A 24,854-nucleotide genomic window follows, 5' to 3' on the forward strand; every position below is an offset into this window, starting at 1 on the left:
GATCGAGTGACCATGCACGAAGTTTCCCACAGACGATCCGTCAGGTGGTGGGCACGCCCGCGGCGACGATTCGCCTGCCGACGGACAACAGGTCTTGGCCTGGGTCTTTTTTTTGCCCTGATGGTTCTTTCCGGCGGCCATGCCACGGCAGCTCCCGACACCGGGCTGGAGGCGGTCGTCGCCCAACTCTCCCGTCTGGGCGACCGCAGTACGGGAACGACAGGTGCCGCCCGGGCTGCCGACTATATTGCGACCCATCTTACCGACCTGGGCATCGGCGATGTGGACCGCACCCCGTTTTTCCTGCCTGTACGCAGGCATGTCCAAAGCACCATAGAAATCGACGGACACCTGGTTCAAGAATCGATCACCCCCCTTTTGGCCAACGCCATTTCACCGGGAACGGCCGGCGGCGGTGGCATCGAAGGGCCGTTTTACTACGCCGGTCGGGGGGCACTTCACGACTACAACCGTATTCCCATGGTGGGCGCCATCATTGCCCTCGAGATGGATTCGAACCTCAATTGGCAGCATGCGGCGTCACTGGGGGCCAAGGCGGTGGTGTTTATTGACCGTGCGGGTCAATCCGGTTTTACACCCCGGTCCGAGTTCGAGGACAAACTGGAACTCTCGCCCATCGATTTTCCGCTCTTTCATCTGCCCGTTCAGGCCGCCAGGCGCCTATTCGGCGATTTCGACGCCATGCCGGAAAAACGCCTGGCCAATACAATTAAACTTTTTTCAGATATCACCTGGCAAAACGAACGGGCTGAGAACATCTCCTGCCTGATCCCGGGCACGGACCCCGAGCTCCAGGCCCAGTTGCTGGTGGTGGAGGCCTTTTACGACACCAGTCGCTATCTTCCCGGAAATGCCCCCGGTGCCGATGAAGCCTTGAGCATTGCCTCGTTGCTGGCCCTGGCCACCGAATTCAAGCAACGGCCGCCCCGGCGTTCGGTGCTCTTGTTGGCCACGGCGGGGCATGCGCAGACCCTTGCCGGGATGCGTGAATTCATTTGGAGTCTTACCACCAAGAGCAAGGAGATGAAGCGCCGCGAGGCCTTTCTTGAGGATACCAGCGGTCAGATAAAGGCCTATCTTCAGGCCCTGTCCGCACTCGATCTTACCGGTGATTTGCGATCAGCGCTGCAGGGCACCCAGCACCCGGAGGTGATCATCGAGGCCCTTGCCGAAACCATCAAAACCGAGGTGGATCGCCTGTCGGCCCACCTGATGGAATCTCGCATGCGGGCGCAGCCGTTGTCCAAAGAAGAGATGCAGGTCCTGGCCCGCGAACGGTTGGCGCTTCGGCAGCTTGGTTGGCGGACCCATCTGAACCGGCTGTCCGATCACGAAGCGGATCTGGTCAGGATGCTGGTGCCCCGGGCCCTTGCCGGTTATCGAGAGGACCTTGCCGATCTGGAAAACACGCAAAAAGCGCTCAAAAAGGCTCGCAAACTCAGAAAGCGACTGGACCCGTTCGACCTCAAAGTGGTGGTCTCGCTCCACCTTTCGAGCCATGGCGACGGGATCGGGGCCTTTTACCAGGGCTGGCTGTACTCCTTGGCGCCGAAAATCAATCACGTCGGCGCCTTCAGCCGCTTGAACCAGATCCTGATGGCGGTCGGCCAGGATTCAGGCGATGGCCCAAACCCGACGCCGCGCGTCCAGTTGTTCGAAACCTTGCGGCCCAGCCGCCTGCGGCCCTGGCAGGGTTATCTGCCGGACAGGCCGCAGCTGGGCGGGGAAATCAGCACGCTGGCCGGTTACCTTGGGTTGACCCTGGCCACCTGCAACGACCAGCGCAGCCGCTGGGGAACCCCTTACGATACCATGGCTCGGATCGACTGGGCATTCGCTACCGAGCAGCAGCACCTGGTGCAAACCCTTGTCCGCAGCCTGATCGAGGCGCCGCGCCACGATACCGGCAAAATGCCCAAAAACGCTTTTGCCACCGTGTACGGGTACGCCAAACGGCTACGCCACGGCGAGCTTTTTCCGGACCAGCCCACGCCCGGAACCGTGGTTATGGCCTTCCAGAATATGACGCGCTACTATACCATGGTGAACCGTCTGGGTGATTTCTATCTCAAGGGGGTGGCGACCAAGAAACATGTGCCGGACAAACTGATCATCGAGGGCTACCGATTCGATTCGGCCACCGGTCGGGCGGTGTGGGCCATCGACAAGGTGCAGACCGGTAAGGACGCTTACCGGCTCAAGATCCGGCGGCGGTCCATGGAGACCGACCTGATCATGTTCAACTGCCGTCAGAGCACCCTGTTTAACCTGTTGGAACCGCGTAATTTCCGGTATATGACAAAAATCAACATCCTGGACGGCCGACGGGAGGCCGAGCCACTGAGGTACTGGTACAGCCGCATCGACACGCGCCGTTCGGTGATCACGACGCTTTTCCTGCCGCCGGAGACCCGCTTCAAACTGACCCTTTCCGATTCGGTGCTGAATCGCAAATTGATCCTCACCCGGGCGACACCGAACCGGCCGGAGGGTGTTGGGTATGCCATTGATGCCTGGCCCCGGCTTTACCACACCGAATTTGCCGTTGCCCGGGACATGTGGGCCCTGACGATCCCCCGCATCGATAGTCTCGAATCCCACGGCATCATCAATGTAAAATTGCACGATTTAAAAGACGCCGGCACGGCCGCCCTGACGCGCGCCCAGGACGCGCTGATGCGCAAGGCTTACGACGATTTCACCCAGGCCGCCACCACTGCCTGGGCCCTGGCCGGTCGTGTGTACGACCAGGTGGAGAAGACCCGCAAGGATGTCCTTTTCGGTGTGCTGTTTTATATCGCTCTGTTTGTTCCATTTGCCTTCTGTCTGGAGCGCCTTCTGTTCGGCTATACCAACATTCACAAGCGGCTCATCGCTTTTTCCGTCCTGCTATGCCTGCTTATTGCCGTCATCTATGCGGTCCATCCCGCCTTCGAACTGGCCTACAGTCCCCTGGTGGTGATTCTGGCCTTTTTCATCATGGGGCTCTCGATGATCGTCACCGCCATCATTTTTGCGCGCTTCGAAACGGAAATGCAACGTCTGCAACGGCGCTACCAGCAATCGAAACTGGCTGAGATCGGCAGAATGAAAGCCTTCATGGCCGCCTTTTTCCTGGGGATCAGTAACCTCAGGCGGCGGCGCTTGCGTACGGCACTGACCTGCACCACCTTGATCATTCTGACCTTTACCATCATGAGCTTCACGTCGGTAAAATCCGTCCGCCAACACACGCGCCTGCGCTTTGAGGATAATGGCGGCTACCCGGGGATGCTCTTTCAACACCCATCCTTTCAAACGCTGCCGCAGCAGACGCTGGACATTGTTCAGACGGCCATGGGGGGGCCGGGAACCACCTTGCCTCGGGTGTGGCTGGAGGGTGAGGACCCGACCCGCCCACGACTTGTGCCGGTGGTGAACGGGGTGCGTGCATTCGACGCCCAGGGACTGGTGGGGATGTCGGCCGGTGAACCTCAAATCACCGGTCTTGACCGGATGCTTACCGCCGGACGCTGGTTCACCCCCGAAGAATCACGGGCAGTCATTCTGTCTCAACGCATGGCCGCCCACCTGGGTGTTTCTCCGCCGGCGGTTCTGTCCATCTGGGGAGACGCCTACGAACTGGTGGGGGTCTTCGACGGGGAGGCTCTGGAGCGGTACAAAGACTTGAACGGTGAGAGCATCACACCGGTGGTTTTTTCCAGTGAGGCCGCGCTTACCATGACCGATGCCGAGGTCGATGCCCTGGAAGCCGGTGAAGACATCCATCGTTTCCAGGGTCGCTACAAGCACGTTCAGGCGGACCTGATCGTGATCATGCCTTTCCGTGAGGTTCTTTCGATGAACGGCGTCTTGAAGGGTATCGTCGCCAGGCCGGGATCCGTACCCGAAGCGGAGGCCGGTGTTGCCGCCTTGCGGGATCTGGCCGAACGGCTGGTGGACCGTTTTGGCCTGATGCTCTTTGTCGGTGAACCCGATGGGGTTTTCGTTTATCACGCGGCGGACACGCTGCGTTACAGCGGGGTGCCCAACATCGTGATCCCCCTTTTCATTGCCATCCTGATCGTACTGAACACCATGATCGGCAGTGTCGTGGAACGTAAAAACGAAATCGCGACCTATACCTCCGTCGGCCTTGCTCCCTCGCACGTCTCCTTTCTGTTCATTGCCGAAGCCATGGCTTTTGCCGTGCTTTCCGTGGTGCTCGGGTATCTTTTGGCCCAGACGAGTGGTGAACTGTTGTCGCAAACCGCGCTTTGGCAGGGGATTACGGTCAACTACTCATCCCTCGCCGGTGTGGGCGCCATGCTGCTTGTCATGGGCTTGGTGCTGATCTCCGTGATCTATCCGGCCAAGGTTGCCGGAAGGATCGCCATTCCAGACGTGCGGCGGGCATGGACGTTGCCCCAGGCGAGCGGCAACGTGATCGAGGTTGCCCTGCCATTTTTAATGAAGCATGCGGAGCGCAACGGCCTGGCCGGGTTTGTCCACGACTATTTTGTGGAGCATGCGGATGTCTCCCACGGGGTGTTCGCCACCGCCAACGTATCCGTGGTTTCGGCCTGTCCCATATCGCCCGCGGCGTTGCAACCCGCAGGAGGGCAGCCTGCGATGACCAACGCACCCATGATTTGCTTGCAGATCCATGCAGATGTCTGGTTGGCACCTTTTGACTTTGGTATTCTGCAGAAGGTCGAGTTGTGGTTTTGTGATGCCGAGGACGATCCGGGGTTTCTCGAAATTCGGGTAAAACTCATTCGCCAGGCCGGAGAGGGCAACCTCTGGCATCGGATCAACAAATCCTTTCTGGATGAACTGCGCAAACATCTTCTGGTGTGGCGTTTCATGGATCCGGACGTTCAAGCCGCTTTCAGCGACCAGATGAACACGGTACTGGCAAAATGCGAGCCGCCAACGGATGATTGAAACCATTTTTAACCGAACGAAAGAGGACGATGGCGTTGACGAAAACTGCCCCCCATTCCGATGCTGACGACCAGACATCCGGGCGCGTGCGCTGGCGGGCGGTCATTCTGGGCCTCTTGCTGACGGTCCTGATCTGTGCCTATACGCCGTTTCACAATTGCTTCCGTCACGGAACACCCCTGGGGGGCGGGCATTTTCCGCTGGCCCCCTTCTTCATCCTGACCTGGTTGGTCATTTTGACGGCCGGGATCAGGTGCCTGTTCAATGCCAGGACACCACTGACCGGTCGAGAACTGCTCTGCGCATGGGTCCTGATGGTCATCGGATCGGGCATTGCCTATACCGGCCTGGCCCGGACCTTTTTCATCAATCTCACCGCCCCGTACCACTTCGCCACCATTGGGAATAACTGGGCTGCGGTGCTGCAGCCGCTTTTGCCCGACGGGTGGTACCCGGCAGACCGTCAGGCCATTACCGACTTGTACAACGGGCTGCCGGGCGGTCGGGAACTCGGCCTTGGCGCCCTGATGGCCAAAATTCCCTGGCAGGCCTGGGTGCGACCCTTGTTGGGATGGGCGGTTTTCATATTCCTGTGCTACGGAGTGATGATCGGACTGACCAACCTGATGAGCCGCCAGTGGCTGCGCAACGAGCGCATGAACCTGCCGCTTCTCAGAGTGCCCGAAATGCTCGAGACCGCATTCGATCAGCAGCAGCTATGGCCTTTTTTCGAGGATCGTTTTCTGCTTGCCGGGTTGTCGATTCCGGTGTTGCTGCACCTTTTAAACGGGCTTCATTTTTATTTTCCCCAGGTGCCCCAGGTGCCCACCCTGGTACTGGCCGGCCCGCTTTTCCCGCAGACAGGCCTGTTTGCAGGCTTTTACAAACTAAAGATCTACATTTATCCGGCGTTTATCGGATTTGCATTTTTAACGACCAAGCAAATCTCAGCCTCTTTTTTCATTTTCTATCTGCTGGGCTGCCTGTTGACCGGCCTTCTGGGGCTGTTGGGCTTCGCAATACCGGCCGCCGCCCTGGGCACCACCTTCGGCCCGACCTTGAGCCATCCGGAAGAGATGCAGATGATCGGTGCGGGCGGCATTTTCTTTTTGTTCATCGTGTGGCTCGGCAGGCGTCATATCGTGGATATCGTCGCCCAGGTGGCCGGGCGACAGGCGGCGCCGACCCTGGAGACGGAGTGGATCTCCTTGAGCGGCGCCTTCTGGACCTCGCTCGGGTGCAGCATCGGTCTTGTGGCCTGGTGCCTCTATTTCGGATTTCCCCTTTTGCCAGCGTTGTTTTTGCTGGGTGCCGGGTTCATGCTCCTGATTGTTGCGACCCGGGTGATCTGCCAGGGCGGTATTGCCTATTTTACCCTCACCGCAGCACCGATCGACGGCATCTTCGCCCTCTTTGGCTCACGGTTTTTCACCGCCACCGGTGTGCTCATGGCTGCTGTCATCCAGAAGGTGCTCTTTGTGGATTTGCGCGAAACCCTGATGCCTTCGCTGATGCATGGCGCCAAGATCTCCCAGGCGACGCGCCAGAAAAGGACCATGCTGACGGGTATCGGGTTGGTTCTGGTGCTGTCGGTAGGTGTCTCGTTCGTCGCCATGCTGGTGCTCTGCTACCGGTATGGTCTGCGGGAACTGAACCTGGACTGGGCCACCCGGACGACGGTGGGGGTGTACGAGAATGTGCAAACCCTCATCGAACAACCCATGACGCCCAACCGGTTCGTGCTCTCCTTTGCCATCGTGGGGGCGGTGTTCATGCTCGCCCTGGTGGTCGCCTACCATCGCTTTTACTGGTGGCCGTTGCATCCCATCGGCTACCTGACCGCTTACAGTTCGGCTGCCCGCATTCTGTGGTTCAGTTTTTTCATAGGCTGGGCGTGCAACACCCTGTGCATGCGCTACGGCGGAGTGGGCCTTTTCAAACGGGCACGGCTGTTTTTCATCGGCTTGATTCTGGGCGACTTTATGATGGGCGGGCTATGGGCCCTGGTGGGGATTTTTATGGACACGAGCTATCTGGTTCTGCCCGATTAGGCACACCCATCGACAAATGGCATACTACGCCCACAAGCGGCGTTTTCACCGAGAATAATTGGTATGGATAAAGAACTCCAGGAATATCGCGACCTGCTCCCCCCGCCCGACCATTTCGAAGAGGGGTTTGACCTAAAGACAGTGATCGGGGCGATTTTCATCGGTTTTCTGATGATGCCCGGCAGCATGTACCTGCAACTGGTTATCGGCACGGGCATCGGTCCCGCCGCCCGCTGGGTCACCATCATCCTGTTCGCCGAGGTCGCCAAACGTTCGTACACCGACTTGAAGCAGCAGGAGATCTTCCTGCTCTACTATATGGCCGGCGCGGCCCTGGCCTCACCCTTCCAGGGGCTGTTGTGGCATCAATACCTGGTGCAGTCGGATGCGGCCAAGATGCTGGGACTGACCGAATTTATTCCCCATTGGATCGCGCCGGGGCTCGATTCGGAGTCCCTGGTGGAGCGGACCTTCTTCCACCGGGACTGGATGATTCCTATCCTGCTGTTGATCGGGGCCCAGATCATCCAGCGCATTGACCATTTCGGACTGGGCTATGCGCTTTACCGCATCACCTCCGATGTGGAAAAGCTGCCTTTTCCCATGGCCCCTGTGGGTGCTCTGGGCACCATGGCCCTGGCGGAATCGACAGAAGACAAAAAAACATCCTGGAAATGGCGCATCTTTTCCATCGGGGGGGTGATCGGCCTTGGTTTCGGGGCTATTTACGTGCTCCTGCCCACCATTTCGGGGTTGATTTTCCTGGAACCCATCCGGTTGATTCCCATTCCCTGGATCGAACTGACGGGCCATACGGAAGACGTCTTGCCGGCGGTTGCCGTGGGCATCCAGCTCGATCTGGGCTTGGTCTTCATTGGTATGGTGCTTCCTTTTTGGGCCGTCATCGGCGGATTGATCGGGTTGATCATCACGTTTGCTGCCAACCCGATGCTTTATCGCATGGGGATCCTGCACCGCTGGCACCCCGGCATGCAGACCGTCGATACGGTGTTCGCCAACAATTTTGATTTCTATATGAGCTTCGGTATCGGCCTTGGCCTGGCCATTGGCGCGGTGGGTATTTATGCGGTGATCGCCTCTTTCAGAAAATCAAACCGCAACCATCGGGGCAGTTTCAAGGAGCTTTTCAACCCCCCGCCAGGTCGGGGGGATTTCAATTTCTGGATATCCATCGGCATCTATGTGGCCGCCACCTTCGCCTATGTGGGCCTCTGCGTGCTGCTGGTTCCCAATTTTCCCTGGATTTTCTTTTTGGGTTACGGGTTCATCTACACCCCGGTGATCTCTTATATCTCCGCACGCATGGAAGGCATTGCCGGACAGTTTGTGAGCCTGCCGATGGTGCGGGAGGCCAGCTTTATCGCTGGTGCCAAATTTTTCGGCTACCAGGGCATAGAAATCTGGTACGCCCCCATTCCCTTTCATAACTACGGTGAAACGACCGTCCATTTCAGGGAAGTCGAGTTGACCGGTACAAGCATTCGCGGAATCATTAAAGCCGAGCTGGTGGTGTTTCCGGTGGTCATGGTGGCCAGTCTGCTGTTTTCCCAGTTTATCTGGCGTCTGGCTCCGATTCCATCCGCCAACTACCCCTACGCCCAGGAGTTGTGGCATCTCCAGGCCCTCAATACACTGCTCATGCAGACCTCCACCCTCGAGGGCAGTGCCTTTTTTTACCAGGCGCTGAGCGCCAAGTATATTCTCTCGGGACTGGGGTTCGGCCTGGTGACCTACATGCTTCTGACTTGCTTCGGCCTGCCTGTGTTACTAATATATGGCGTTGTCCGAGGGCTGGGCCAGACCACCCCTCACGGCATGCTGCTCGAGCTCATCGGGGCGTTGGTGGGGCGCTTTTTCTTTCTGAAACGGTATGGCGCCAAGTGGCGTCAATATGCGCCCGTACTACTGGCCGGTTTTTCCTGCGGCATGGGGCTGACCGGCATGTTCGCCATGGGGGTGGCCCTGATTCTGAAATCGCTGGGCCGTCTCGCTTATTAAGCGTATCATGGTCCGGCCATGGTATTTGTTCTATGGCCAAATTCGAGCATGTTGAGGTGACCCATGACCGAAATCCGATTCAAAACGATCCTTGTTTTCGCCGCTTTGATTTGCTGCCTGGTAGGAACGGCTGTCGGTGAAGATGCCCCGATGTCCATCTGCCGCTATCGCCTTGGCGAGAATATTTCCGCCTACAAGGACCGCATCGATTGGGAATCGGTCATGCCCATCCGCTATCAACCATACCTCAGAGAGGCGGAAATCATCCCCGACAAGGAATTTAAAACCGGTCTGATTACGTTTGGCGATTGTGCCGTCAAAGGCCGTATTATGCGCATCAAGCTGAAATACATCGACAACACGGAGGCATTTTACAAAAAGCTGCTGACCCGTTACAAAAGGCGTTTCGGCGAACCGGATGACTGGCGTGGCGATGCCTTTGGCGTCGTCAAGGCGTGGAAATGGTCCTTCAAAGACGCATCCGGAAGAAGCATCAGTCTGATTTTGCAGCACAATCATTTGGATCGGGAACAGAAGATGGGCAATTCCGTAAAACTTTCTTTAAGCGATTATTTCGACGAGGAATACCGCTGTTACCAGAACGCCAATCCGGAATTCAACTCGGAAAATCGGGGGCCCCGACGGTTGAAAGGAGATCTGGAATGGGATCGCCTGATTCCCCAATAAAGCCCAGTCTCAAGGGGCCTCGAAGAGCTTTTGAAGCCGAATGATAGAACCCGCCGAAGCTTTTTGGTCCACGCCTGATGACAATGCGGGCGTGCAAAATCCCGGGCAGCCCATCGCCTGGGATGGCATTCAGATCGTCGTGCCCATGACTTGGCAGATTCATACGCTTGATAGAAGCTACCTGAAAATGGTCGCCGATGATGGCACCGTTTTCGAGTTGAAATGGCGGCTCAACCAGAAACGGTTCAAGATCGACCGGTTTCTGGCACGCTTTATCAAACGTCACCAGCGCATGGTTGCCGGAACCATGCATCCCGATCCGGTGCCTCACCAATGGCAGGCGATCCTGCCCGGTCGTGCCCTGCGCACCTTCAAATGGACCGAAGGCGACCATTGTGCACTGGGGGTGGTCGTTCATTGCCCTGTCTGCCATACCGCGACGCTGATGAAATTGTCGGGATTGCCATCAAAGCGCCTCGAGGCGATCGCCGCATCCGTTCTGGCGTCGTTTCAGGATCACGGAAAAAGGACCGCGGCATCGCCCTGGCAGCCCTGGCAGATTTTCGACATCCACGCCCGCCTGCCCCAAACCTATACACTGGCCCACCATCGGTTACTTTCCGGAAGCTTTGAGCTATCGTTTCTTTCGGATCAAACGCGGCTGCGTTTGTATCGGTGGGGGCCGGCGGCCGTTTTGCTGGAAGAGGTGGAACTCAGGCAGTTCGCCCTTGACCATATCGATCCGCTGACGAAAGGCGGAATATGGTCGCCCATGTTTGATGCTCCGGCATGGTGCTGGCGCACACGGCCTCGCATCGGTATCGTTTCCCGGTTGGCGAACCCACGGCTAAGAGGTTACCGGTACCAAAGCGGCCGCATCTGGCATTTGTCCGGTCAGAATCGTATTCTGGCCGCGGTGATGGACGGAAGGCGCCCCATTGACGAGAAGATTCTGGAGAAAATTTGTGAGCAATATGGCTGCGATGCGTAAACCATCATCCAATCAATTGACCCGGACGGCCGCCTTGGACTGTGTTCCGGTGAAAAACAGCCGCGTCATCACCCGGCGGATGGAAAACGGTTTGGTTCGCATCACCTATCCGGCCACCCAGAATACCTGGTTCGCCAAGCTGGCCAATGTTTTTGCACGCAAGGCTCCGGACCGTGTTTTCGTTCGCAAACTGGAACTCGACCATCTCGGCACCAGTGTGTGGCATATGATCGACGCCCGGCAATCGGTTCAAACGATCATCAGGCATTTTGCGGCCGCTCAGCAGCTCAGCTCGAGAGAGGCCGAGGTTTCGGTGACCCAATTTTTGCGTGAACTTGGCCGGCGGGGAATCATCGGCATGCGCCAGGCCCCGTGATGTTTCAGAATGCGCCCAGTGCATCATCCAGTGTACCCACAATGGGCAGAAATGTATCGAAACCGGCTATTTCAAAGACTTCACGGATATAGTCGACCATCAGGCACAAAACGATCTTGCCGGCTTCGGGCTGCAACCGTTTGGTGGCCTTGTTCAGCACCCGCAGTCCGGCGCTGGAGATATATTCCAGGTCCTCACAATCGATCACCAGCTTGCTGCCACCACTGCCGATGATCTGCATCAGCACTTCGTCGAATTGGGGTGCCGTCATCGAATCGAGACGGCCGACTACCTTGAAGATGTGAATATCACCCTGCTTATTTTGGATTAGCTTCATCATCACTCCTTCTTGGAAAAAAGCGATCTCTTTTTCTTTAAAATCAGTATATTTTTGCCCCCTTGCCGCTGATAGCGGATTTCATCCATCATGGTTTTGATCATGTGGATGCCCAGCCCGCCCTCATGGCGATCGCACAAGGGTTTGCTCAGATCCGGGGCGGCTGTTGACAGTGGATTAAATGCCTGCCCATGGTCTTCAAATCGAATCGTAATCGCCTCTTTTTCGAGATTCAACCTGATCTCTATCGCATGCGGGGTGTTATCGCTGAAGGCGTAGGCGACGATGTTGGTGAAGACCTCTTCGATGGCTACCTCGAGTTGGTAGCGCACCCTTTTGTCCAGCCCCAGGGGGCTCAATACCCGCTCGAGTCCTTGGCACAGCGATGGCAGCGCTTTTAAATCGTTGGCGAGCGTCAGGTGTATCTGTTTAGACTTCATCAAAAGATGGCCCACGGGGATCAAAGCATGCTCACCCCCACGGGCATGGCCGTTTGGCCATCCTGCCCGCGACGGAGGTTTTGCTTTTCCCAATTTGCGATTTTGGTTGCAACAACCTGCATGATGAGCGGGTACAATTGCGGAAACGGGTCCAATGCCTGAGAGAATTTTTCCCGGCTGAGCAACAGGCAATGCATCTGGGTCCGGGCGATGAGGGTGTACAGGCGATTCGTTTGGCCGATCAATGTCAGGCGGCCCAAAAATGTTCCTGCCTCATAGGTGCGTAGGGACGCGTCCGGATCCTTTTCCAGATCCACCAAACGGGCACTGCCTTCGATGATGTAGTAGGCCTGCCCATTGTCTTCTCCTTGACTGAAGAGCACGTCGCCGGGCTGGAACGTCTCCCGTTCGCACAAATAGGCAAATACTTTTAAACTCTCGATGGGAAGTCGGGCAAACAGATCAATCTGCCGTAACATTTTCAGGTTGCTCTTGTATTCGCACTCCTGGCTGTTCTTATGCGTTTCCGTGCTCAAGCTCATACAGGTGTCCTTTCTTTTGCATCAGCTCCGCATAGGTGCCGATTTCAACAATTTTACCCGCTTTCATCACGGCCACTTTATCAAATTCAACGATGGTATCCAAACGATGGACCACCGAAATCAATGTACTTTTTCCTTTCCAGCGTTTTTGCAGAAGATTCTGAATGCGCGCCTGGGACTTATTGTCCAGGGCCGAGGTGGCTTCATCCATGATGAGGACCGGTGGCTTTTTCAGCAGCGCCCGGGCAATGGCCAGTTTTTGCCGCTGGCCGCCGGACAAATTTTCGCCCTTGCTGCCCACCATGAACTGCATGCCTGCCTCGACAATGGTTTCCAGAAGATCTTCCTCGATGAGCAGCTGGATGATGCTCTGGTTGATCCGCTCCTGAGCACTGGACTTGCCTGTTTTGATCTGACCGAAAAAGACGTTGTTCAAAATGGTCTGGGTGTGAATGTAGTCTGCCATGCGGTAAAACGCGACCACTCCATTCTCCTGGCTTTCGATTTTGGATCTGAACAGTGACCGACCCCTCAGAATCAATGCCTTCAGCCGGGGTGGCAGGCTGATCAGCTTGTGGACACCGGGGGTGAAGCGAAGGGCGAGCTGCACCACCGCCTGCCGTTCTTTGTCGGTCAGTTCATCGATCGTTTTGTTGCGAATTTGGTGGTAGAGTTCATTGAAATGCGGCATCTCGGATGGATCTACCGGGCTTTGTTTGAAGAACACCGGTTGCGGCGGTAGGCTGCCGAGAATGTCGATCAACGGATGCAACAGATTGATGCCCAAATGAATCAGATGCGGGGTAAGGTCCGCTTCTTCCAGAAACTCCCGGAAAAATGGACTGTCCAAGCGTCGATCCGGCCCAAGGTCGGTTCGGATCGGTGTGCCGAATACTATATTTGTTGCGATGTCAGCATAATAAAGATATTGTTGCTCATCATAAAATTCGACTACATCGGCCAGGGCCTGCCCGTAATCTTGTTGCAGTTTGGCACGGATGCGTAAAAGATCCGCCACCAATTGTTCCTCGCTGCCTTCGGGGATGACCGTATTCATGCCGAATCCCAGCACATCGACGAATATTCCGGTCTGGTGTAACATGGCGATGGCATCATCACGCGTGGGCAGCTGGCGCCCCACTACCGTGGCCGTTCCCTGAAGCGCCTTGCAGGCGTAAAACAGATTGTCGGCGATCGTACCATCGAAGATAAATGGCGCCTGGGAGACATACCCGATGGTAAGGGCCATGTCGCTTTTGGATAGCGCCGCCACTTCCTGTCCGCCGATGCTGACAGTCCCCCCCGTGTAGCGGTAAAGTTGCCCGATGCACTGGGCCAGGGTACTCTTGCCGCTGCCGGAGAAACCCACCACCGCCAGATGCTCACCCTGGTCCAGCGTCAGCGAAATATCTCTTAAGAGCTGGATGCCGTTTTCGGTGATAAAATTGAGGCCCCGGATGTCGATGTCACCTGGCAGTTCAATCGGTTCCCGCCCCGCGGGAAGCAAGGCATGATCCGGCTGGATATCAAAGCGTTGCATGGTGCGGCGATAGCGTATGGAGGCATCTTGAAAGGTCTGATAATTGTCCAGAAGTTCTTTCCAGGGCTCGGCAACACGCTCCTGGGCTGATAGAAATGCGACCATGGCACCGAGTTCCAGCCGACCGTGCATGGCCAGATAGCCGCCCAACAGGAAGACCACAAAGGGGCTCAGGTTGTTGAAAAAATTATTTGTGACCTTGACGCCGAAACGGTACAGGTTCCAGACCATTCGAATTCGAAACAGCTGTTCCACAATGCGGTCGAATCTCTGATTTTCGATTGAGAATGCACCGTTGGACTGAACTTCATGAATACCGGTGATGGTCTCACCGATAATGCTGGACATCTCCCGGGTTGCGTCCACGCGCCGTTTGTTGGCCTCGTTGGCGTGTTTCTGGATCAGCGGCACTAGGAATAGGACGATGGGATAGGTGACCATGGAAATGGCGGCCAGCAGCGGATTTAGCCAGAACAGGTATGCCGCGAAAGCCAGGAGGGTCAAAACGCTGGTGACCGGTCCGGCCAGGGCGACGCCCACGAAATCACCTGCCGGGGCAATCTCTGTTACCAGCGCAGAGACCACCATGCCGGGTTGGGTTTTCCTGAAGAAATGGAGCGGCAATGTGATGATATGGTGATAAAGGGCCTGGCGTATGTTGGCCAGTGCCCGTTGGCCGATGTAAGTCTGCAGGGCGTTAGCGGCCATTTTCAATCCGGACGCTACGACGATCGCACCCAGGTAGATCAGGCTGTAAAGGACCAGCATGTCGACCTTTTTCAGCTTGATGGCATGGTTGACAATCCGCTTTTGCATCTCCAGTGGCAGCACGCGCAAAGCCACCATGATCAGAATGATGATTAAAAGCAGAATCTGAAGCTTGATGTTGCCCTCAAAAACGAACGAGTAGAGTGATCGTTTGACAATGGGCGGTCGGGCTTTTGGCATGGCTTGTCCCTTACGGTCGGCAGTCCGACAATGGAAAAAGCGGGCCCCTTACGCCAGTGTGGACGATGTTTTGGCTTCGCCTGCCGTTCGGCGAATTGCCAGGATGGTGATGTCGTCCATCAGTGCGGAAGAGCCGATGAAATCGAACAGGTTTTGGCGAAGCGCGTCGACGGTGGCCTCCGCCGAAACCGAGCCTCCGGACTCGAGCATGGTTCGCAGCCGCTGGCGGGAGTAAAATTCATCAAACGGAGAGCGGGCTTCGGTTACTCCATCCGTGTACCCAACGAGCAGCATTCCCGGATCAACGATTTTTTCACTGGGTTGATAAACATAATCGGCCACGAGTCCCACTGCCGGTCCCGTGTGGTTCAGCTGTTCGACCCTGCCCTTGGCGCCGACGGCGAAAACGGGTTCATGGCCCGCGTTAATATAGGTCATCCGTCCCGTATCGGGATCGAGTACGCCAAAGAATATGGAGGCAAACATCCCCTCATCGCTATGGTTCTGCAGCAGGTAGGCATTGGTCAGGTCGATCGCCTTCAGCACATCGGTCTGATCGGCGGACGATTGGAATCGGCCCTTGAACATTGTACAGGATTCGGTCAGCCTGTTTTCGCGGATGGATCGATAGTTTCCCGAAAAAATGCGAACCAGGCTCCGGATCAACGCCATGTAAAATGCGGCCCCGACGCCTTTGTCGGCCACGTCACCGATGACGAACCCAACCCGGCCGTAAGGCAGTTCGAATACATCGTAAAAGTCGCCTGACACTTGCCGGGCCGGGAAGAACGCTGCCGCAACCTCCCAATTTGTCAGCGGTGGAAACCGTTTGGGAAGAAATTCACGTTGAATCTGACGACCTTTTTCGAGTTCATTGTTCAGGGCTTTCGTATAGTTCTCTACCTGTGCCAGACTTTGTTGCAATGAATGCTCGGCACGTTTTCGCCTGTCAATGGCTTCCAGAATCTGATCGAACATATTTCTGAATGCAATTATCACATCGCCCAATTCATCGGGCCGGTTTTTGACGTCGGCTGTGAATGACGGCGCATGGCGATCGGCCTGTACGGCCTCACCGGCATTGATGAGATCCTGGCGCAGCCTGAGAATCGGCTTGATGACAAGCGGATTGATAGCCAGCCATGTGCCGGCGGTGACGAAAACCGAAATGATGATCACCAGGCCGATAATCCGCAGGATGAATGCATGCAGTTCATGGCGCGCACCCATGGCGTCATGCCGCAGTATCAGGATGTAATCATTGCCGGGACCGGCAATGAAACAAAGTGCGTCATACCGATACGTCCGGCGGTTCAACAATTCTCGATGCATTTCAGGTGTCTTTGGAGAGACCTCCAGCACCGGTTTTTCGCCAAAGGTGCCGATTTGTTCATCACCATCACTCGTGTAAAGCCGGCCGCCCAGTACCGAAGAACGTACCAAATAGGTGCGATACAGGTTCAGAAGGTCCTGGCCGGATGCCTCCTTGCCAGCCATATGGGTGACAACTTTCACCCGTGCAATGCTCACTGCCCTGAGTTGCGCCAACAATTCGTTGCGCCGGTTGTTGGCCGACAGAATGAGAATGATTCCCTCGATCACGATGACACACAGAAACACCCACAACACCAAACGCAGGCTCAACCGGGCCTTGGGGACGTGGTTAAATAGTCGCTTGATAACCGGGGGCATCAGCGTTCACCATGCAAAGTTGAGTTGACGCTCATCGCAAAAAACACATGCCGTTAGACAACTATAAGGACTTGTGACGGCAAGCACAAATTGCCAGGGAGGAAAATGTGCCTGGCTGTCTGGTTCCATCAGAGGGATGTATACCAAAAAATCGATACTGGAAGTAGCGCCTGTTTTGATTAATTACTGCCGGGAAGCAGGAGCGAGGCCGGTGGCCTCATAAAAGCCGATGAGATCGAAGTGGATACCCCGTTGATGCAAATTACGCCTTCGGCGTCGGGAAAAATCCAGGCGACAAGCCGTACACGCCAAACTACCGTTTTTCTGGGGCCAGAATCTGGTGGGGGAGGGGGCGGTTGGGGCAAGGGCATCACCGATGCCATGCAAAGGAAAGCCAAACACGCCTTCGTTGTACCGCGAGTATCTTGGGCCACTAACTTACATGCTTTTTTTCTTCATTTCCTTTAGGATACCGCCAGGGATCTTAAAACGCGCGGTTACAATCACTGCAATGGAAGCGGTGGTGATGCCCTTTTCCGGTTCTTTCATACAAGTTTTCCCCTTCTTCGTGCAAGTATTTTCGCAATGAGATTGGCAGACACTCTTCCCCGGATATATTGATCCACGCCCGATTTGTGCTGCTTGCGCTGGGCATGGGCGGCCACCGCCCCTTTGAGAAATTACCAATTCATCCCTATCGTCGCATAAAGGAACCTGCCTGGCTCGCTGACTATAGCGGGATTTGCCCCCGTTCCACCGACCACGTCCCACTCATATGAATTCGCGACGGTGTAATCCCGGTCAAAAACATTGTCCACGCCGATGTTCAACGTGTACGATTTGAACTGGTAGCCCATGCGCAGGTTCATGATGTCCCACGCCGCAAGCCGCTGCTCACCGACATCGGCGTCGATGTCCCTGGCGGCCTCGGAATGGACCCATTCGACGGTGCCAAACAGACCGGTGTTCTCTTTCCCAAACGGTTTATCGCTGTTGTAATGCAGCGCCAGTTTTCCTTTAAAGGGCGCAATTTGACCGAGATCTTTGTCGTCGTTGTTGTCGGGAAAACTATCTTTGCGTCCACGCTGGTATGCGAGTCCGCCTTCCAGGGAAAATCCGTACATGAGATCCACTCCGGCTTTGATGTCTCCTCCCCAGATGTGGGCATCAATGTTGGTGTAACTTCGATAGCCGGCAACAGTTTCCTCCTGGTAGATGTAGTCTTCAAGATCGGAATAAAAAACCTTGGTTCGGAACATCCATCTCCCCCGTTCGTAGGCAAATCCAAGGTCAAATTCCGTATTGGCCGTTGGTTTGAGCTCCGGATTACCGAAATAAGTGGCGCTGCCCTGGATATATCGTTCCGTCGAGGTTGGTGTTCGATAATTGCGTCCGACGCCGCCAAAAACCATTCCATGCTCGTTCAGAAAGTATTTTGCTGAGATATGTCCGCCGAGAAGATCATCGACTTGGCGATTTTCGTCGGTGATGGTGCCCGAGAAAAGGAGTTCTTCATCGGCTTCCTGCTGGAAACGGTCATACCGTCCTCCCAGACCCAAGGACCATTTTTCGAATGTTTTGTCCACTTGCAGATAGGCGCCAAGGTTTATCGTTTCAACAGATGGAATGAGGTTATCGTTGATTTTTGTGCCTGTCAGGCTGTTGTAAACATCGCCCCACCAATCCCGGTGGGTTAAGTCGATTCCATAGGTCAGCGTTGCAAAGCCCGTCTCGGTTCGGTTTTGAATGGTGCCGCCGGTAATCACCGATTCAACGTCGTTGTTTTTGGGTACGGCTACGTTGCGGAATTCCTGCGAAGGGGAATGGTCTACTTCGTTGCGGAAGAAAGACAGGGAGAGTTTCTCCGATAGATCGCCAAGGTCACGCATTTCCCAACTCGCCTTGGTCAAATTGCTGATTTCCTCTTCTGTATCGAAGGAGACCCGAGGCGTAAGAATGTTTTGAGCATTTCCGTACGTATGCTCCAAAAGGATTGTGTGGTTCTCGCTTGGCGTGAATTGTAGCTTGCCCCAGACATCATGTTTTTGAAAGGCCTTTTCGTCACGCCCCTCGTCGTTATATGAAGCGGCCTGCCCTTCTCTCACCGTCCATAGCCTGTTACCGGAGCCATCTTCGTATTGGTCTGACTCGGAGAAGTTGTATCCGATAAGTCCCTGGACTTTGTCGTTGCCTCCGCTGGTCGTCATGCCGCCGCTGTGAAAACCGTAACTTCCGATTTTTGTCAGTATTTCTCCCTCAAAACCGGGTTTCGGCTTTTTCGTGATCACGTCAATGTACCCGCCCAAATATCCCGGCTTGGTGACGTCGAAAGGTCCTTGTTGTATCACCAATTTTTGCACGGTCAGCATGTTAATGTGGGATAGCGACGGATCCTTGCGGCTACCGCATGCACCTTCAAGCATGCCGCCATCCAGCAGGACTTTCATATTTTCCTGACCGAACCCGCGCATGGAAACCTCGTTTCCGTACCCGCTTTTGCGTATCATCTGCACTTCTACCAATTCATTGGAGAGGATTTCTGCCAGGTCGACCTCTTTGTGCGATTTAAGTTTGCGGCTTTCGATTTCCTGGGTTTTATTATCGCTTGCGGTCCCGGTCACGACGATGGTGTCAAGCTGAAATATTTCCTCGGAAGAGTCAGTCAATAAAAGGGTGTCCTCACTCTTTTCTCCCTGAGCGTACGAAAAACCATAAACCAATAGAAGAATCACCGCCACAAATAGAGATTTTTTATTTAAGCCCCCGCTGTTCATTTTCCCTTCCCTTTTCAGCTTGTTCTCTTTAATGCTATTGCGAAATCATTTGCATTAATAAGCGAGAACCTCATGTTTTGTCAAGTTTATTGCGAAACGACTTGAAATAAGAATGGAAGACGCTATATTAACAGAAAAGGCAGATTTAGCTGATGAAACGCAACACAACACAGAGAATGGCCATAGAGCATGTCTTCAGGCAGCACGAGCGCCCGTTGGCGGTGGATGAGATTCTTGCATACGGCCGTGACCGCGTGCCGTCACTCAACCAGGCGACGGTCTATCGGAACCTGAAAATTCTGGTCGATGACGGCTGGTTGAAACGGGTTTTCCATCCATCTCTCGGCACCTTGTATGAGCGAACCGGGAAAGGGCACCACCACCACTTTCATTGCCGGGAGTGCAACCGGGCCTTTGATCTCCCCGGCTGTGCCTTGAAGGAAGGAGAATTGGCGCCAGACGGATTTATTGTGGAAAACCACGAAATTTTTTTATTTGGTGTTTGTCCCTCTTGTGGAGGGACGAAATGATCCCCCACCGTTTTGCCTGAACCGAGAACGAGGATGGTTTTTTACTCGTCATGAATCGGGTATGCGTCGACGCCGTTCATGGAGCCACACGGTTGCCTCAGAGTCGCTGGGCGCCCTCCAATTCCCCCGCGGTGACAATGACCCTCCCGGAAATATATCAAGGAACAAGAAAAATAAGGCAAACGGCTCGATCAACTTCAACGTTTGATTAGGGCAACGCCACCTTGAGGTGGTTAACGTGTCAGGCCTTTAGCTTTGCCGGCGGTCGTGACGTTGTGGCATAAAAAAAGGGATTCACAATCTCTTGTAACTCCCTGTTTTAACTATTTGGCGCGCCCGGCAGGGATCGAACCTGCGGCACCCAGCTCCGGAGGCTGGTGCTCTATCCACTGAGCTACGGGCGCAATATGTCGGGGGAAAATAGAGTATTGGCGGCGTTAAGTCAAGGCTGTTTTCGGTAAACCGTCAGATCGGGTACAGGGCTTCCCCGGATTTGTCCAACTCGGCTTTGGCTTCGCCGACCACATAAAGCGATCCGGCAATGCAGACGGCGTCTTCGGGAGCGGAGGTGGCGATGGCGTAGCGTACGGCTTCGGCGACGTCATTAACGATCTGGATGTCCGGAACCAGGGGGCGGGCCACGGATTCCAGTGTTTCCGGTGGCAGTGAGCGGTCAATCTTGGCCCGGGTGACGATCAGCCTGGCGCAGGGGGCGACCAGGTCCTTCAAGATCGCCTCATAGGGCTTGTCTTCAAGAATGCCGGCCACCATGGTGATCCGCCGGCCAGCCAGATTGTCCTGCAGGTATCGGCCCAGGCGCCTGGCTGCCATGAGGTTGTGGGCGCCATCCAGGATGACGAAGGGCTTTTCGGAAACCACTTCCAGGCGACCCGGCCAACGGTTCTGAGCCAGTCCGAACTGGATCTGATCCTTCAGAAGGTTCGGTTCCCGGCGCATGAGAAGTTCACTGGCCGCCAGGACCAGGGCGGCGTTGTCCACCTGGTGGTTGCCCATGAGGCCGGATTTCATTCCGGGCCACCAGTGGTCGATACCGGCGTATGAGAATCGGCCGTTGCCCGAGCGACGAACCCGGAAATCGCGACCTTTGATGTAAAGCGGGGCCGACTGACGGTTGGCCACCGCTTCGATGACGGTTCTTGCAACTTTCTGGGTGGTGCCGGTGATCACGGGAACACCGGGTTTGATGATGCCGGCTTTCTCTCCGGTAATTTGCTTGATGGTATTTCCCAGATAGGTTTTGTGCTCCAGAGAAATGTTGGTGATGATGCTGATTGCCGGATCGATGACATTGGTGGAATCCATCCGTCCGCCCATGCCGGTTTCGATGACCGCCCAATCCACCGCGTGCCGGCCGAATTCGTAAAAGGCCATGGCCGTGGTAAATTCGAAAAAGGTCGGTTCCCGGTCACCACAATGGACTGATTTGACCGCCTCCCAGGAGTTCACCACCGCGTCATCGGAAATGGGCTCGCCGTTAATGCAGATGCGTTCGTTAAATCGGATCAGATGGGGGGAGGTGTAAAGCCCCACGCGATAGCCGGCTTTTTGAAGAATCGTCGCCAGTGCCGACGCCACCGACCCCTTTCCATTGGTACCGGCGATGTGGATGGCGGAAAAGGTTTGTTGGGGATTGCCAAGTCCCGCCAGGATGTTGGCGGTGGTTGAAAGACCGAGGATAATACCGAATCGGCGCATGCTGTACATGGCGTCGAGGCATTCAGTGTATTCGGGGGTCGGCATGATGGCCACTCTTTCAGGGTGCGATTCAGCCCATCGGAACGAAAACAAAAACCCGGCGGGAAAAGCATTTCCTGCCGGGTCGTTGGGTCGAACAGGGTGTCGCTAACGGTATCTCCTGCTTCGCGCGGCAGCGATGCGCTGTCTGCGAAGGGCTTCCCGTTCCTTGCGACGACGGTACTCGCTTGGCTTTTCGTAGCTTTTTTTCAGTTTCAACCGTTTGAACAGACCATCATTTTGAATTTTTTTCTTCAGAATGCGCATGGCCTTTTCGAGATCATTATCGAAGACTTTGACTTCAATTGCTTTCAAGCTGGATCAACCCCCTTTTTTCCCATCGGGTCGACTTTTATGTAAACCGTTTCAACCATGATGGTTATTTATTTTTTTAAAACTTGACTTATACCAAATAACAGGGTCGATTTCAACAAAAAGATTGCCTTGACAGCAATTGTAATTATGCGGTTCAGGTTTGTACCAGCATGGCAATTCGATCAGTTCTTCGAAAAATTTAGTTCAGGTTATGATCAAAAAGTGAAACAAAACTGTACGCAATTAGCCAGCCGATGAATTTTTTCATTTTTGGCTCTCTGTATCAGAAATTTTGATCAAACCTATCCATTGGTTAATAAAGGAACTCGTACGGTTTGATGTGAAAATCTGCCAAGGATTTTAACTGGTGTCTACGTATTCGATCTCCAGGCCTCGCATCATAAAAGTTAACATCGCCTCCCAACTGGGAAAATACATATATCGCGTCAAAGCGCGCACATCGTCAAAAAAGGTTTTGCGCGTTGGTAACTCAGCACGAACCAAGCTGTACTTCTCATCCATCAGTTCAAGAACGGTATGGAACAGAAAGGCTAACAAGTTGAAGGTCAGCAATAATGATGAAAGGTGCTTGTTCCCGTGACCGAAGTTGTGTTCAATATTATAGCCTCTGTTTTTCAAAACATTATTATTTTCGTTCTCGACTTTCCAGCGTGCTCGGCCATCTTTGACAATTTGCTTGACGTTGCTCTTTGAAACTTCAAAATTGGTTGCAAATGCGTTTTTGTACACGATTTTTCCATCGGGCAGGGTTGTTGTCAGTTCGCACCAATTAACATCAATGGCGTTTTCACTATCACGTAGCGGCAGTTTGTTGGCAAAGCGATACGTATCGATTTCATGGGTTTTGCCGGTCCAGCGCTTCTCCACCACGGTTTCGATGGTCTGCATGGCGTCCAATTCATCCAGCCACTGGTAAAGGGTTTTATGAGAATCGGGTTTACAGACCAAAATGAAATCAAGTTCTTGATCTAATAGTTTTTTGCAAATCGGTTGTTTACAGTATAGATCATCGCCCAATACAGTGATGCCAAAAGGTTGATACTCCGCCGCATATTGATCGATCCAGCGTTTTGCTGCCGCGTTTTCGCAATCTTGTTTATCATGGCCATCCTGGGGGGTAATAAATTCCGGTTGCAAAGCAATCACCTTATTGTTTTCCGGTGCCACAATCACCGGGGTCACGACTGAATGCGAATAGGTTACGGTTCCATTTTTATGGTGCTTGCGACTACAATTATCACAATGAATTGTATTTGAAGCAAAATACTGCGTTCCGTCAAAGGCAACCAATAAATTGTTGTCGTATGAGCGAAACCCGTCCAGATGACCGGATTTTTCCAATCCGTCGAAAAGATATTTGAACACGGGCGTGACATAAGAGGGATGGACCTCGTCCATTAAACTTTTGATGTGGTTGGTACAGGGAATTTGAGTGAGGCCGAAAAGTGATTGCGCATTGTTTTTGCCTTTTGTTTGCTGCATAGCGGATTGAAAGGCTAAAAAGGATGGGCTTTGGGTAAAAAAAACAGAAAAAGCTCCCAGGGCTGCGTCTTCTATGCTGTAGCTGGTATTAGTGCCGATGCGCCGGTCAGGAAATGCAGAAATAGTTTGGCGAAAAAATTGGATCACTTTGTCAAATGTGAATTCTGCATGTTTCCTTTCAAGTAGGATGCGGTTTTCTTCTTGTTCTGGCAATCGCATGGCCCTGGCTCGCTTTTGGTAAAAGTGGATGAGTATTCACCCTCTTATATCCATTACAAGCTTCTGTGTCCAGAACATTTTGAAATAATAAAGAAAATAAATGCATCGAACTTTGATTGAAAAAAACTTCTGTTTGGGTAGCAAAGAGAGCCATTTCAAAATTACAATTGCTGTTGCCTTGAGGATGGGCGCGTCTTGCATTTCTCCAGGCGGAAAAACCGGCGTGCGGCGGTCCAGGCATTCGAACGCAAAACGGTGAAGTCCCACGGGCGGACTTCACCGTTTTGTTTCCCAAAAAAGGGCTTAATCCAGTTTGGAAACCAACTCGTTGGTCACATCTTTCACGCTGGGGGTGCCGTCCAGGGTGATGTACTTCATGGCGGCGCCTTTCTCGGCCAGATCTTTGAAGTAATACGCCGAGGCCAGGGTCCCGTCGGTGGTGTTGTAATAGATGTCGTGACGCTTGTTGATGGCCGTTTCGTCCTGGTCATCGCTTCGGGTCTTCAGTTCGCCGCCGCACACCCGGCATTTGTCGCCGTCGGGCTTGATCGCGTCAATGTAGATGTTATTGGGATGGTTGTTGTCGTTTACGCACAGACGGCGGCCCATGATCCGATTTTTGGCAATTTCGCGGTCAAGCAGGATCTCCACAACGATATCCAGCGCCATGCCGGCCTCTTTCAGGGCTTCATCCAGTTTGATGGCCTGGTTTTTGTTACGGGGGAATCCGTCCAGCAGCCAGCCGTTCTTGCAGTCGTCCTGCTGCAGGCGGTCAAGAATCATGGGGATGGTGATCTCATCGGGAACCAGGTCGCCTTTGTCGATGTAGGCTTTGGCCTGAGCACCCAGTTCCGTTCCCTTGCCGATGTTGTCACGGAAGATGGCACCGGACTCGATGTGGGGCGTGTTGTATTTGTCTTTCAGAATTGAGCCCTGGGTACCTTTTCCGCTGCCGTTGGGACCAAAAAACAAGATGTTCATTCACCTTCTCCTTTCTGTTTCCTGCTCACATGGACAGGATCATTGAAAATACCAATCGCACCGCGATGCCGGGTGTCACCTATTCAGTCCAGAAAGTAGAATTTCCGTGCAATCGTCGAGTGCCGTTCTTTTCTATTGTTGCGGCGGTCGGCCGCCTTCTTTGTTATGATTGCGTTCAGGTGGGCTGGTACCGAAGTATAAAATCTC

Annotated in this window: 17 protein-coding genes and 1 tRNA gene; 7 read left to right on the forward strand and 11 right to left on the reverse strand. The window is 54.3% G+C overall.

All coding sequences use genetic code 11. The features are described from left to right. Nucleotides 1-12 precede the first annotated feature (12 nt). The 6 genes from GN112_RS33250 (at nt 13) to GN112_RS33275 (ending at nt 11,071) form a co-directional block, all read left to right on the forward strand. Nucleotides 13-4,947: an FtsX-like permease family protein gene (locus GN112_RS33250; RefSeq protein WP_155314040.1), complete on the forward strand. Its 4,935-nt coding sequence runs from the start codon at nt 13-15 to the stop codon at nt 4,945-4,947. 35 nt (nt 4,948-4,982) lie between these two features. Then, a complete protein-coding gene (locus GN112_RS33255) occupies nt 4,983-6,998 on the forward strand; it encodes a DUF6785 family protein (protein ID WP_231717206.1) in 2,016 nt (671 codons plus the stop codon). Nucleotides 6,999-7,061: 63 nt separating this feature from the next. Next, nucleotides 7,062-9,017, forward strand: a complete 1,956-nt coding sequence (locus GN112_RS33260; RefSeq protein ID WP_231714026.1) for a peptide transporter — start codon at nt 7,062-7,064, stop codon at nt 9,015-9,017. A 63-nt stretch (nt 9,018-9,080) separates the two neighbouring features. Then, entirely contained in the window at nt 9,081-9,704 is a 624-nt protein-coding gene (locus tag GN112_RS33265; RefSeq protein ID WP_155314043.1) for a hypothetical protein, read from the forward strand. A gap of 40 nt (nt 9,705-9,744) precedes the next feature. Further along, on the forward strand, nt 9,745-10,695 hold the full coding sequence (locus GN112_RS33270; RefSeq protein WP_155314044.1) for a hypothetical protein: 951 nt from the start codon (nt 9,745-9,747) through the stop codon (nt 10,693-10,695). Next, nucleotides 10,679-11,071, forward strand: a complete 393-nt coding sequence (locus GN112_RS33275) for a PqqD family peptide modification chaperone (RefSeq protein ID WP_231717271.1) — start codon at nt 10,679-10,681, stop codon at nt 11,069-11,071. Before GN112_RS33270 ends, GN112_RS33275 begins: the two co-directional genes overlap by 17 nt. A 4-nt stretch (nt 11,072-11,075) precedes the next feature. On the opposite strand, the gene GN112_RS33280 is transcribed toward GN112_RS33275, so the two are convergent. From GN112_RS33280 to GN112_RS33305, 6 genes are all read right to left on the reverse strand, one after another. Next, nucleotides 11,076-11,411, reverse strand: a complete 336-nt coding sequence (locus tag GN112_RS33280; RefSeq protein ID WP_231714027.1) for an STAS domain-containing protein — start codon at nt 11,409-11,411, stop codon at nt 11,076-11,078. Further along, nucleotides 11,411-11,848 carry an ATP-binding protein gene (locus tag GN112_RS33285; protein ID WP_155314046.1) on the reverse strand — a complete coding sequence of 146 codons (438 nt, stop codon included), beginning with the start codon at nt 11,846-11,848 and terminating at the stop codon, nt 11,411-11,413. The genes GN112_RS33280 and GN112_RS33285 overlap by 1 nt, the downstream gene beginning before the upstream one ends. A gap of 20 nt (nt 11,849-11,868) precedes the next feature. Then, on the reverse strand, nt 11,869-12,390 hold the full coding sequence (locus tag GN112_RS33290) for a cyclic nucleotide-binding domain-containing protein (protein ID WP_155314047.1): 522 nt from the start codon (nt 12,388-12,390) through the stop codon (nt 11,869-11,871). Then, entirely contained in the window at nt 12,365-14,878 is a 2,514-nt protein-coding gene (locus tag GN112_RS33295; protein WP_155314048.1) for an ABC transporter ATP-binding protein/permease, read from the reverse strand. The genes GN112_RS33290 and GN112_RS33295 overlap by 26 nt, the downstream gene beginning before the upstream one ends. 48 nt (nt 14,879-14,926) lie before the next feature. Beyond that, nucleotides 14,927-16,570 carry a PP2C family protein-serine/threonine phosphatase gene (locus tag GN112_RS33300; protein ID WP_155314049.1) on the reverse strand — a complete coding sequence of 548 codons (1,644 nt, stop codon included), beginning with the start codon at nt 16,568-16,570 and terminating at the stop codon, nt 14,927-14,929. Nucleotides 16,571-17,250: 680 nt separating this feature from the next. After that, nucleotides 17,251-19,344: a TonB-dependent receptor gene (locus GN112_RS33305; RefSeq protein WP_155314050.1), complete on the reverse strand. Its 2,094-nt coding sequence runs from the start codon at nt 19,342-19,344 to the stop codon at nt 17,251-17,253. Between the two features lie 152 nt (nt 19,345-19,496). Here GN112_RS33305 and GN112_RS33310 point away from each other — a divergent pair, with 152 nt between their 5' ends. Further along, nucleotides 19,497-19,874: a Fur family transcriptional regulator gene (locus GN112_RS33310; RefSeq protein ID WP_155314051.1), complete on the forward strand. Its 378-nt coding sequence runs from the start codon at nt 19,497-19,499 to the stop codon at nt 19,872-19,874. A gap of 328 nt (nt 19,875-20,202) precedes the next feature. Here GN112_RS33310 and GN112_RS33315 read toward each other — a convergent pair. The 5 genes from GN112_RS33315 to GN112_RS33335 all read right to left on the reverse strand — a co-directional run bounded on the left by GN112_RS33315 (nt 20,203) and on the right by GN112_RS33335 (nt 24,647). Further along, a tRNA-Arg gene (locus tag GN112_RS33315) sits at nt 20,203-20,278 on the reverse strand. A gap of 61 nt (nt 20,279-20,339) precedes the next feature. Further along, nucleotides 20,340-21,635, reverse strand: a complete 1,296-nt coding sequence (locus GN112_RS33320) for a bifunctional folylpolyglutamate synthase/dihydrofolate synthase (protein WP_231717207.1) — start codon at nt 21,633-21,635, stop codon at nt 20,340-20,342. A gap of 102 nt (nt 21,636-21,737) precedes the next feature. Continuing rightward, the gene (gene rpsU, locus GN112_RS33325) at nt 21,738-21,944 is read right to left on the reverse strand and encodes a 30S ribosomal protein S21 (protein WP_054691100.1); all 207 of its coding nucleotides are present in this window, start codon (nt 21,942-21,944) and stop codon (nt 21,738-21,740) included. 360 nt (nt 21,945-22,304) lie between these two features. Then, entirely contained in the window at nt 22,305-23,666 is a 1,362-nt protein-coding gene (locus GN112_RS33330) for an ISNCY family transposase (protein WP_414736118.1), read from the reverse strand. Nucleotides 23,667-23,969: 303 nt separating this feature from the next. Beyond that, entirely contained in the window at nt 23,970-24,647 is a 678-nt protein-coding gene (locus GN112_RS33335; protein ID WP_155314052.1) for an adenylate kinase, read from the reverse strand. Between the last annotated feature and the right edge of the window lie 207 nt (nt 24,648-24,854).

The sequence above is a fragment of the Desulfosarcina ovata subsp. ovata genome (genome assembly GCF_009689005.1).
Taxonomy (GTDB): Bacteria; Desulfobacterota; Desulfobacteria; order Desulfobacterales; family Desulfosarcinaceae; genus Desulfosarcina; species Desulfosarcina ovata.